The 12,554-nt window shown below is 30.9% G+C and carries 6 protein-coding genes; 1 reads left to right on the plus strand and 5 read right to left on the minus strand.

Features of this window, described 5'->3' with window-relative positions; genetic code table 11:
- Positions 1–94: 94 nt before the first annotated feature.
- Both EI427_RS23165 and EI427_RS23170 read right to left on the minus strand, forming a co-directional pair.
- Positions 95–718 carry a hypothetical protein gene (locus EI427_RS23165; RefSeq protein WP_126619522.1) on the minus strand — a complete coding sequence of 208 codons (624 nt, stop codon included), beginning with the start codon at positions 716–718 and terminating at the stop codon, positions 95–97.
- Position 719: 1 nt separating this feature from the next.
- On the minus strand, positions 720–3,734 hold the full coding sequence (locus EI427_RS23170) for a hybrid sensor histidine kinase/response regulator transcription factor (RefSeq protein ID WP_126619524.1): 3,015 nt from the start codon (positions 3,732–3,734) through the stop codon (positions 720–722).
- A gap of 627 nt (positions 3,735–4,361) precedes the next feature.
- Between EI427_RS23170 and EI427_RS23175 the strand changes: the two genes are divergently transcribed.
- On the plus strand, positions 4,362–5,858 hold the full coding sequence (locus EI427_RS23175; RefSeq protein ID WP_126619526.1) for a carboxypeptidase-like regulatory domain-containing protein: 1,497 nt from the start codon (positions 4,362–4,364) through the stop codon (positions 5,856–5,858).
- Between the two features lie 110 nt (positions 5,859–5,968).
- On the opposite strand, the gene EI427_RS23180 is transcribed toward EI427_RS23175, so the two are convergent.
- Genes EI427_RS23180 through EI427_RS23190 form a run of 3 tightly spaced genes read right to left on the minus strand, consistent with a single transcriptional unit; the run spans position 5,969 to position 12,536 of the window.
- On the minus strand, positions 5,969–8,452 hold the full coding sequence (locus tag EI427_RS23180) for a GH36-type glycosyl hydrolase domain-containing protein (RefSeq protein WP_126619528.1): 2,484 nt from the start codon (positions 8,450–8,452) through the stop codon (positions 5,969–5,971).
- Between the two features lie 49 nt (positions 8,453–8,501).
- Entirely contained in the window at positions 8,502–10,160 is a 1,659-nt protein-coding gene (locus EI427_RS23185; RefSeq protein ID WP_205727972.1) for an MFS transporter, read from the minus strand.
- A 36-nt stretch (positions 10,161–10,196) separates the two neighbouring features.
- Positions 10,197–12,536, minus strand: coding sequence for a glycoside hydrolase family 3 N-terminal domain-containing protein (locus EI427_RS23190; protein WP_170178592.1), 2,340 nt, complete (start codon positions 12,534–12,536; stop codon positions 10,197–10,199).
- Positions 12,537–12,554 lie beyond the last annotated feature (18 nt).

Genomic DNA, 12,554 nt, shown 5'->3' on the forward strand with positions numbered 1-12,554 from the left:
TTATAGAATATATAAATTTACTCCCAAGAAAGCTTGTACTTTCTTGGGAGTTTTCGTTTTTAATAGAAGTTGATTATACTACTTTTTCAATGAATTAATCTATAGAAAGAAGTGTTCTTATTCCAAATTCTGCGCTACTAAATAGCTTATGTTTTAATTGAGGAAGATAATTGATAACACCTTCCATAGAGGCTTGTGCTAAGAAAATTGCATCCACTTTATCTGCAATTATTGTAATGTTAGCAGCTATATTTTTATAATAAGATATTAGGTCACCTTGTTCAAAGTAAGTCCAACAATTACTACAATCACAATTTGTTATTTTAATCTCTTTTTGAAACCTAAGACTAGCGTCAGATATAATTTTTTGACTACTTTCGAGTGTTGAAGTTGCAGTAAAAGCAAGTGCAATTTTAACGTGATTTGATACTAAAAAGTCAACTATTGGAGCATCAACCCTGTACACTTTTTCTGTAGTTTTACATAAACCTCCGTAGGTTGAGCACGTACAAATAATTTTTTCTAGTTTACTATGGTTATTTTTTATTTCTGTAATTGCTCGTTCAAAACCATTAAAATCTAGTGTCTTATTTTTTATAGCATTTTCTAAAAGTTGATCAAATACATAGTGTTTAACAAGTGTATTTGGATAGAATTTCTCTACTAATTTATTAAATCTATTTATATGAATAGAAGAGGTGTGAAGAAAAATAATCATCTTAACTTTCGTTTTTTTGACTAAACTCTTCTCTATATTCACTAGGTGTTTTACCAAAGTATTCTTTAAAAGATGTATTAAAGTAACTCACACTATTAAAACCTGTGTCATATGCAATGTTAGAAAACGGTTCTTGTGTAGTTTTAACCATGGTTAATGATTGTTCTAAACGGTATTGCTTGATATAATTACTTGGAGATAATCCCAAAAGACCTTTAATTTTTCTATACAAATGATTTCTACTCATACACATGGTATTTGCAAGTTCTTCTATAGAGAAATCTGCATTATTAATTTCTGATTCTAAGGCAGAATTTAACTTTTCTATAAATTGTTGATCAACATTTGGCAGTTCAATAATAGTATCTGATTGAACCGCATACTTTACATATTTTTTCTGTAAATTCTCTGTATACTCAAGTGTGTTTTTAATTTTAAGAAGAAGTTCGTTATGATTAAAAGGCTTACTTAAGAAATCTGTTACTTTTTCTTTTAAAGCTGTAAGTTTTGTGTCACCATCATCCTTTGCAGTGAGCATTATTATTGGTACATGCGATGCAATAGGATTACTTTTTACTTCTTTAGAGAATGTGATTCCATCCATTTCAGGCATCATTAAATCAGTTATAATAATATCGGGAATTTCATCATTAATTTTCTCTAAACCTTCTTTGCCATTTCTTGCCTCTTTAATTTTGTAATTCGTTTCTAAAATCAGTTTTAAATACTTACGGATATCATCATTGTCTTCAACAATTAAGATGTGTTTTTCGTGTTTTTGTTCTGTTTTAGTTAAATCAGTATTTAATTGAGTAGTAATGACTTCTTTTTCTTCACGTTGGATCAAATCAGAAGAATTATGTAACTCTATTGGAATATTAATTATAAATTCTGTCCCTTTCCCAATTTTACTGCTTACACCAATTGTACCGTTTAATTGTTTGGTTAATTCTTTAGTAATCGAGAGTCCTAAACCAGTACTAATTTCGTTGTTTTCTTTTGCTACATAATAGGTGTCAAATATATGGGGCAAGTGTTTATCTTCAATGCCATTTCCATTGTCAATTACTTTTACAACAAGGCTATTACCTTGTAGTTCACCTAAAATATTTATTTCTGAACCGTTACTATATTTTAGAGCATTAGAAATAAGGTTATTTAAAATACTCTCATATGCTTCTAAATCAATGAAACCAAATTTGTTTTCGGAATGAAATAGTGATTTAATAACAATACTTTCTTTTTTAGCTAAAGACTCAAATGCAAATAGAATTCTTCTGTTTAATTTTTCAAAATCTACCCATTCATAATCAATTACTTTTTGCTGAGATTGTAACCTACCCAATTGTAATAATTGGTTTACGAGTCCCATCAATTTACTAGTATTTCTTAGTATCTGATTTAGATGATCTTTTTGTTCTGAATGGTTATCTAGTACAAGAAGATCTGTCGGTGCTTTAATTAATGTTAGCGGTGTCTTAAACTCATGTGAAATGGCATGGAAAAAATTGATGCGTAATTCATTCAATTTTTTTAGTTCACTCGATGATTTTGCCAATTGACTATTTTGAGAATTAATTTCTTTATTTTTACTGTTTAGCTCTTTATTTATCTTTTTGATTTTTGTTATTGTATATCCTAAAATACATGAAAAAACCAGCATTAATCCAACGATAACAAAAAGCCATTTTGCTTTAAAATCTTTTTCTTCCACAAGCTGTTCTTGTTTAGCAACTTCAATTCTAAACGCTTGTTCTTCTTCAAGTTGTTCTTCTTTAAGTCTGTATTCAGCTTGTACCTTGGCAATTTTAAATTCAGTATTTTCTTGATAGCGAATATCCATAAGTCTATTGTATTTTTCTAATACAGTTATAGACTCTTTATAACGGCCTGCAAATTTTAGTATTTTACTATATTTTCTAAGGAATAACTTATAGTAAAGTCCATTTTTATTTGGGTATAGTTTATCAGCAGTTTCACAGTATTTTAATGACTCTGTAAGGTTCCCTTCGTTAGCATGATATAGTGCAAAATAATAATTAGTTCTTGCTTTTATTTCTTCAGTAATATCAGCATCATTAAATTTTCTTTGAATCTGAGTTAAATATTTATGTCCTTCTTCATAATCTTTCTTTTTAATAATGTAATAATAGGCATATTCAAGTAAGAATTTGTTATCGAATTGATGGACGTCAATTTCGAGAAACATCTTTTTTGCAGCATCTAACTTGTGTATTTTTATCTTATCTACATCATCTTTCTCATTTAAAGTGATAAGGAACTGATTATAGTATAATAGTGCTAATTGATAATTTGGCTGATTTTTTTTAAAAACCTCTTCTGCCTTACTAAAATATTTTTCGGCTTTTCCGTAATCATTTAAACTTTGAGAAATTATTCCGATTGCAAAATCAAAGCGTGCTTTCTGATTTTCATTTTGTTGTTTTATTGCTAATTCGCTTCCTTTAATACCATAAGACATTGCTGCATAATATTTAGATTGAAAACGTGAAACGGTAATCATCTCATAATAATAAGAATACAACAGGGTGGTGTCATTTTCAGCAATAGATCTTTCTATCCCTTTTTTTAATAATTCAGATGCTTCTTCATATTTAAACAATTTGTTTTTCATTGCCCCTTGAAAAAATAGGCTTTTTGCTATGTAAGCATTGTTATATTTACTACCATAATCAATACATTTTGTATAATAGTTATAGGCTTCTTGATACTTTCTTGAATTCCTTTTTATACGTGCAGTGTGATAGTATATGGCTATTTCTAATTCAGTGGAGATATTTTGTTGAAGAAGACTGTCTAAAGTTTTAAGACATGCGTCACTATTTCTGGATTTTACTTGTTGTAAAGCAGAATAATATGATTTTTCAACTCCATTTAGTTGATCAAATTGAACGATTCCTTGATTCTTTAATACTGTTTTGTCTATTAATTCAATGTCAGTTGCAAAAGAAAAAATAGGTAACAGTAATAGAACTATTAATTTATATAGTTTCATTTAAAAAGCAGCGAAGTTTAAAAAATTGCATAGCCTAATTACAAACTACTCAATAATTTTTCAATTATCAAAAAAAGTTAAAACGAAAAAAGGGGCATGCTGTGCTCATGCCCCTTAAGATAGTTGTTTCTCTGTGCGTAAAATGAAGTTAGTCAATAAGTAGAAATCAAAAGTTCATATGAACTATTATTTCTTATATGTCATTATAACCAAAAAAATCCTTTCTGTGTTTTTGATATATTCAAATGTAGTAGGATAATTTACGATTGCATTTCTATTATGTAACATCTACTTTAAATTATGTATTTACAATGTTATTAATATCTTAAATATATTTTTTTAAATGATTTATTTTCTTATTTATTATTATAATATACTGACAATAAATTATTTATGGTTTTTTATTTAAATGATTAGATTAGTAATGAATATCACTTATATAAGATGTCTAAACTCATTTTTTTATTGAATTTTGAAAAAGAATCTGTTTTTGTGAATGAAAATGTTATTTTTATTAATAGTATTACTTGAGCATTTAAGATTTTTAAGCAATCAGTTTGACTGTTTAATAGAATTAAGTGTCTTTCTACTATCAAGAACTAAAATTATATAGTCAAATTAATTATCATGAAAATATTATTAACTGTTTTCTTTATTACATTTCAGTCTGTTTTCGTCTTTTCCCAGAGTATTCAGGGTGTTGTTTACGATGAAGAATCTAAAGAAACTTTGCCGTTTACAAGTATCACTGTCTCCTCAAGTAAAACTGTAGGTACAGTTTCAAATAAGGAAGGGCGTTTTAAAATACATGAAAACCTCTTTGTAGACAGCGATACAATTATTTTTAGTTATGGAGGATATGCCACAGAAAAAATTCCTGTGAAGAAGCTAGGTAAGGAAAATAAAATATTTCTTCATCCAAGTATTATTGATTTGGAAACTGTTGAGATATCAGCGAATGCTAAAAGCTTAACACCAAAGGATATTATGAAGAGGATAGAAAATAACTTTGAAGAAAATTATCCTAAAACACTAAATAAGCAAACAATTTTTTCTCATAATTATAGCATCACAAAATTTCTAGATGATGACCCTCTATCACTTAAAAAAACAAATTTTGAAGGTTTAGATAGAGCAACAATTGAGAGAGTGGTAGATATGATGCCTAAGCAATTTGTTGATTATAACGATATGAAGTTTAATTACTTTCAGGATGATGATGAGAGTAAAATTCAGCCAATTCAAGGTTTATCTTTAGAAGAAAGCTCTATGGAAAAGATTGGTGAACAAATTACTGATGAACTTGATGTATTTATTAAAGACATTGAGAAGAGTTTAACTGAAGAAGATGTTTATTATAAATTTAAGACGGGTATTATATCATCAAAATTAGATATGGAAGCGGAGGATACTGTAGATACTCAAGCTATAGATAGTGGTTTCTATCGTATTCCTGTAAAGTATATAAATTCATCTGTGAAAGAAATTAATAAAGAATATGCAAGCGTAGAAGGAGATAATTGGGAATTTGTAACCAAACCAGGTAAGTATAAATACGAGATGGAAGGTGCAAATATGCTGCAAGATGAAGTAGTTTATAAGATAAGTTTTACACCCAAAAGTGGAGGTTTATTTCAAGGAACTATGTATGTATCTGTAGATAGTTATGCTATTTTACAATTAGATTTTGAATATGCTGAAGGAAAAAGAGGTACAAATATTCATTTATTTGGTATAGGTTACACAGAAAATTTCAAGAAGGGTAGAGTAATGTTTGAAAAAGATGAGAGTAACAAATACTATCTCAAATACATTTATAAAGAGGAGGACTTAGAATTTTCTGTAGAACGAAACTTCTCAATTATGAAAAAGAAAAAACGTTTTATGATGGATAAGAAGTTGAATGAAATAAAGATGACTGCAAATATTAAAATGTCATCATTAACCATTCAAGAAGCTTTGATTTTAAATAGATCATCAATCACTCAAAGTGAGTTTGATTCTTTTTCTGAACCTAGAAAAATGAAAATTATCAAAAAAGTTTCTAATGATGCAAACTTTTGGGAAAACGGAACAGCATTAGTGCCTACCAAAGAGTTAGAAGAATATAAAAGGCAAGATTAGAAAAGCTTGATTATACAAATGCTGTTTATAAAAAAATGAACAACATTTTATGCAAAAGAAAAGGTGCTAAAATAATTTAGCACCTTTCTTATTAGTTAGAAGTTGATAGTTTAGTTAACTGATAACTCTTCAATTTTTTTGTTACTAGCAATTTTTGGTTCACCCATAATTACTTCAACTTTATGATTACCTGCCGGCAAAACAGGAACAATATTTCCTTCTATTTCTTCTCCATTTACTAAAATAGAAGCAACACCTTTAGAAACACCATTAGGGTTTTTAATTTCGATGTTATATGTAGCACCTCTAAATTTACGGTTTACTTTATACCCTTTCCATTCGTTAGGAATACATGGGTCAATCATTAAACCGTTGTAATCTGGATTAATACCTAAAATATATTGTACAACTGCATAGAAATTCCAAGCTGCAGTACCCGATAACCAAGAGTTTTTACCCTCACCAGGTTTATAAGCATCTTTACCTGCAATCATTTGACAATATACATAAGGCTCCACTTTATGAAGATCTTGTACATCTTCTAAATATGCTGGAGAAATTTGTTTGTAATATTGCCAAGCTTCGTTTCCTCTACCAAGTTTAGTTTCGCCAATCATAATCCATGGATTATTGTGACAGAAAATACCTGCATTTTCCTTGTACCCAGCAGGGTATGTTGAGATTTCGCCGTATTCAATCTTATATTCTGTAAAGGCAGGGTTATTAAGTACAATTCCATAAGGAGTATCTAACCTTTCTTTAACACTGTTCAACGATTTTTCAACCATTCCTTCTTCAATGCCAATTTCTGCCATAGAACACCATCCTTGAGATTCTATAAAGATTTTAGCTTCTTCATTCTCGTTAGAACCTACTTTCTTACCATAATAATCATAAGCACGTAGATACCATTCTCCGTCCCATCCTTTTTTCTTAACAGCTTCAATCATAGTGTCAACATAAGCAGTTGCACGTTTAATTTCTTCTGTTTTACCAAGTTCTTTGCACAATTCTATGTAGTCTTTTCCGTAAACGACAAACAGACCAGCAATCATTAAAGATTCTGCTTTAGAACCTGTGGTATTGTTTTCTGTTGTTTGGAAAGACTCGTTAGGATCGCTTGAGAAACAATTTAGGTTTAAACAATCATTCCAATCGGCACGCCCAATTAAAGGTAATCCGTTTGGTCCTAAATTGTTGATTACGTGATTAAATGAAATTGTTAAGTGATCGAATAACGATTTAGCTAAGGCAGGGTTGTTATCGAAAGGAACCATCTCATCTAAAATAGAGAAGTCTCCACTTTCTTTAATGTAACTAACGGTACCTAAAATTAACCACATTGGGTCGTCATTAAAACCACCACCAATAGCATCATTTCCTCTTTTTGTTAGTGGCTGATATTGATGATAACATCCACCATCAGGGAACTGAGTTGATGCAATATCAATAATTCTTTCTCTTGCTCTTTCTGGAATTTGGTGTACGAAACCAATTAAATCTTGATTAGAATCTCTAAAGCCCATTCCTCTGCCAATACCTACTTCAAAGAAAGAAGCAGAACGTGACATATTAAATGTTACCATACATTGGTATTGGTTCCAGATATTTACCATTCTATTTAATTTATCATCTTCGTGCTCAATTGTAATCACAGATAATAAATTTTCCCAATATCTTGCCAATTCAGCAAGAGCAGCATCCACTTTTTCAACAGTATCAAACTTATCGATTAGTGCTTTTGCTTTTGTTTTATTGATAACGCCTTTACTTTCCCATTTGTCATCCTCAGCATTTTCAACATAACCAAGAATAAAAATTAAATCTTCTGATTGACCAGGAGCAAGAGTAATTTCTTTGTAGTGAGATGCAATTGGAGACCATCCATGAGCTTCAGAGTTACGAGGAGCACCATCTAAAACTGCTTGAGGGTTTGAGAATTCATTGTATAAACCAATAAACGACTCTCTATCAGTGTCAAAACCATCAATTTCACTATTTAAGTGATAAAATGCATAATGGTTACGACGTTCTTTATATTCTGTTTTATGGTATAAAGTAGCTCCGTCAATTTCAACCTCACCAGTATTTAGGTTACGTTGTAGATTGTTCTGATCGTCTTCAGCATTCCATAAACACCATTCGTTATATGAGAATAGTTTGAATGTTTTTGTTTCAGAAGATGTATTGGTCAGTGTCATTTTTTGAATTTCTGCCCAATTTCCGAGAGGTATAAACATTGTTACCTCTGCTTCTAATCCATTTTTTTCGCCTTTAATTTTAGTATAACTTAAACCATGACGACACTCATAACTATCAAGTTCTGTTTTTACGGGTTTCCAGCCTGGAGACCACATAGTATCACCATCTTTAATATAAAAATAACGACCACCATTGTCCATAGGGACATTATTATATCTATATCTATTTAGGCGACGAAATTTAGCATCTTTGTAAAAAGAATATCCACCTGCTGTATTAGAAACGATAGAGAAGAAATCCTCGTTTCCTAAATAGTTAATCCAAGGGAAAGGTGTAGCTGGGTTTGTGATAACATATTCTTTGTTGCTATCGTCGAAAAATCCGTATTTCATAGTTTTATAATTTTTGTATTCTTATTTAATATTTTTGATAATCACAGTTTTAGATTTGAATCATTTCTTCATCAATAACTTCTTGATTATTATTGCTTTCTTGTAACCTTCTTCTATTTAATTCTTGAGAAATCTCTGAAAGTTTTTCATCACCTAAAGGATAAATCAACATTAAAACAGCTGTTATTACTGCAATTACTGCAGGAACCCAACTCATTAACATGATAATACCTGGAACAGCACCTCTAATAGAATCTAGATCTAAACCATTATAGTTATATGCAGTTAATACAAAACCTATTATTGCTCCTGCTATACCACCACCAAATTTTGTAGCGAAAGAACCAGCTGAATAAATAAGCCCTGTTGCCCTTCTTCCATTTTTGTATTCTGAATAATCTGCAGCATCACCTAACATTACAAAGAATAGGGTAGGGAAGATTGCTGCGGAAAATTCTGAAATAATTCCTAGTGCAAAAATACTTGCAATATCTACTTCACTACAGAAGTAAAGTAAAGAATTAACAGCCCCAGAGAAGATAAGAGAATAAATGAACAATTGTTTCTTACCAAACTTTTTACTTAATGTAGCTGTAACCATTGCGCCTGCAATAGAGGCTAAAGTTAAACCAATCATATAAGAAGCGGCAAGAAGCTGATCTTGAATGTAGTGAGTGAAATATATAACTACAATACCTTGTTTAATAGAATTATAGACATTAAAAAGTAAACCGATTCCTAAAAGAACTAACCATGGTTTATTACGAATTAGATCTTTAATATCCTTTTTTAAATTACTTTTTTGAGCTTTTGGAGGTTTAACACGTTCCTTTGTACTGTAGAAAGTAATAATCATGAATACTGTTAAGAAAGCAGACATTAAATACATAGAGTAACTGTACCCTTTCTTTTGATTGATGAGAGAGATACTCTTTGCGTTCAGATTATCTTCACCTTCAACAATAAAACTATATTTTTCGCCAGCATTCATTTTAAAACTTTTAGATGTAGAAGGTTCGTCATCTAAAGCGGTTAAATCGTCTGTCCATTTAAAAGTAGCAATACCATTTTCTGTTTTGATATTTGCATTTTCAACATCATTAGGAGACGTTACAGCTACAACATAAGTATCAACTCCAGCAGGTGTAATTTTAATATCTGGGTTTACATTACCAAACATTGCTACTAAATAAAGTAGTGCGCCTTGCACAAGCATACCCCCTGCAAAGGCACCCACCATCCTAAAAGAACCAATCGATGTTCTTTCTTTATCATTTCCAGTCATTACAGCCATTAAAGCACCGTAAGGAATGTTATTGGCAGTATATATTAATGTAAAAAGAATATATGTTGTATACGCATAAATAAGTTTTCCTGTATCAGATAAATCTGGAGCAGTAAATAATAACGAAAGTATTACACCTAACGGAATCGCAGTCCATAGAATCCATGGTCTAAATTTTCCGTATTTTGATTTAGTTCTATCACCAACAATGCCCATAAAAACATCACTTATACCATCGCTAGAACGTGCAACTAACATAAGTACACCAACTGCTGCAGGTGCAATTCCAAAAACATCAGTATAAAAAATAAACAGGAAAGTAGCTACGCCACGCCACGCTATATTGGCGGCACCATCACCTAATGAATAGCCAATTTTTTCGAAAATCGAAATGCTATTTGTATTTGCTTTGTTATTCATCATTAAAAGTTTAATAAACAGTTTTATTTAGAGAAGTAGTTATAATTTTCGTGAATCAGATAAGACAAAATCTTTAGTAAATCCGCCGCAATGTATTTTAAAATCACCAGCTTCTAATAACGGTTGGTTATTATGGCCAATGAAGGATAATTCTGTAATTGGAAGTGAGAATTGAATTGTTTTTGTTTCTCCAGCTTTTAACTCAACTTTTTTAAATCTTCTCAGTCTTTTTACCGAAGGAGACAAAGAGGCCACTAAATCTGTTGTGTATAATTGTACAACTTCTTTACCATCTCTTTTGCCTGTATTACTCACCTTAATACTAACCTCTATAGATTCATCGGATGTGAAAGTAGATTTAGATATTTGATATTCAGAATATTCAAAATTGGTGTAGCTTAACCCGAAACCAAATTCGTATTGAGAATTTATTTCGTGATTATTATTGATATTACCATCATTATGTGCAGTAGAAGCAGAGAACTTATGGTAATAAGGGACTAAATCATTTGTATATCTAGGGTAAGTATAAGGCAGTTTTCCAGATGGATTTACATCACCATAAAGGATTTCAGCAAGTGCATTTCCTCCTTCATTACCCGGTAAATAAGTCTGTACAACGGCAGCGATATCTTGCTCAATAGCATTAAAAATTCGTGGTCTTCCTTCATTTAGAATTAAAATGACAGGTTTACCAGTTTCAATCATTCTATTGGCCAATGTTATTTGATTTTTAGAAAGTGTCAATTCATCTAAATCACCAGGTTTTTCTGTATATGTGTTTTCACCTAAACAGAGTAAGATATAATCAACATTTTGAGCTTTAGCAACCGCTTTATCTATATCAACTATTCGATCAATTTTATAATCAGCAACTTCTTTAGGGTATTCAACACCTTGTACAAAAGTTATATTTTCTGACGATGATTTGCTTACTAAGGCTTCATAAATTGTATTATGGTCCTTAGCATGTATATCTGTTTCTTCACCTTGCCACGTATATGACCAACCGCCATTTAAAGTTCTATTTGAATTAGCGTTAGGTCCTGTTACTAATAGTTTAACGTCTTTTTTAAGAGGTAAAATATCATTTTTATTTTTTAATAAAGTAATTGATTCTAATGCCGCATTTCTAGCTATCTGATGGTGTTTAAAGCCACCATACTCTGGATATTCTTTGTAATCGTAAGTAGGGTTTTCGAATAAATCAAGATCTAATTTGAGTTGTAAAATTCTTCTTACAGATTGATCAATTCTTGTTTCAGTAATTTCACCTTCTTTTACTAATTCAAGTAATAATTTACAGAATTCAATATCATAAGGAACCATAGACATATCTACACCTGCATCAATAGCCATTTTAATAGCATCTTTTTTGTTTGCAGCAACATGGTGCCTTTCCACTAAATTATTGATATCAAACCAATCTGTTACTACAACACCTTGAAAGCCTAGTTCATCTCTTAGTATTTCTTTCAGAAGCATTTTACTTGCATGAACAGGCATTCCATTAATTTCTCCTGAATTTACCATAATCGACCTTGCTCCAGCCTCAATAGCTTTTTGGAAAGGAGGAAGAAAATATTCTCTTAAGAAGGGTTCAGGTATCCATGCTGGAGTTCTGTCTTTTCCACTTTTTGGATTTCCATACCCTACAAAATGTTTTAAACAAGAAGCAACATTGTTTTTATCACCAATATTTTCGCCTTCAAATCCTTTTACAGAAGCAACACCTAAAACACTAGATAAATAGGGGTCTTCTCCAAAGCCTTCATATTGTCTAGGCCATCTAGGGTCTATTCCTAAATCTAAAGTGGGACTAAAAACCCAAGGAATAGAAGCAGCTTTTGTTTCGTAGGCAGATAATTTTGCAACATCAAATGCAATAGTAGGATTCCAAGTTGCCGCTAATCCTACTTCATGAGGATATAAAGTAGCTCCAGCTCCATACATTCCGTGTATTGCATCTATTCCATATATGATAGGTATATTAAGTCGTGTATCTTTAGTAGCAACATCTTGAATTGTTGTAATTACTTTATTCCACTCTTCTGGGGTACGTACAAGACCACCAGTATTTAGTATAGAACCAACATGATAATTAACAATAACTTCATGGATTTTCTCCATGTCTAATTCCCAAGGTTTATCCATATTAAAAGGGGAGTCTCCTTTAGAAATTACTTCTAATGTAACCTGTGTCATTTGACCAATTTTTTCGGCTAAAGTCATCTGCTTTAATAAAGCTTCTACACGTTCATCAGTTACATTATCATTAGATGGTTTTCCTGCAATTAAAACTATAGTTCCAATTATTAGTAACCCAAAAAAAGTTCTTTTCAACATGTTGGTATTGAATATATGTTTTGGTTTGTTCATTTCATTTTGTGTATTGCA

It is taken from the genome of Flammeovirga pectinis (assembly GCF_003970675.1).
GTDB lineage: Bacteria > Bacteroidota > Bacteroidia > Cytophagales > Flammeovirgaceae > Flammeovirga > Flammeovirga pectinis.

Excerpts from the sequence above, each read along its gene's own strand:
- EI427_RS23165 (WP_126619522.1), bottom strand. The coding sequence starts at position 718 with ATGATTATTTTTCTTCACACCTCTTCTATTCATATAAATAGATTTAAT.
- EI427_RS23170 (WP_126619524.1), bottom strand. The coding sequence starts at position 3,734 with ATGAAACTATATAAATTAATAGTTCTATTACTGTTACCTATTTTTTCT.
- EI427_RS23175 (WP_126619526.1), top strand. The coding sequence starts at position 4,362 with ATGAAAATATTATTAACTGTTTTCTTTATTACATTTCAGTCTGTTTTC.
- EI427_RS23180 (WP_126619528.1), bottom strand. The coding sequence starts at position 8,452 with ATGAAATACGGATTTTTCGACGATAGCAACAAAGAATATGTTATCACA.
- EI427_RS23185 (WP_205727972.1), bottom strand. The coding sequence starts at position 10,160 with ATGATGAATAACAAAGCAAATACAAATAGCATTTCGATTTTCGAAAAA.
- EI427_RS23190 (WP_170178592.1), bottom strand. The coding sequence starts at position 12,536 with ATGAACAAACCAAAACATATATTCAATACCAACATGTTGAAAAGAACT.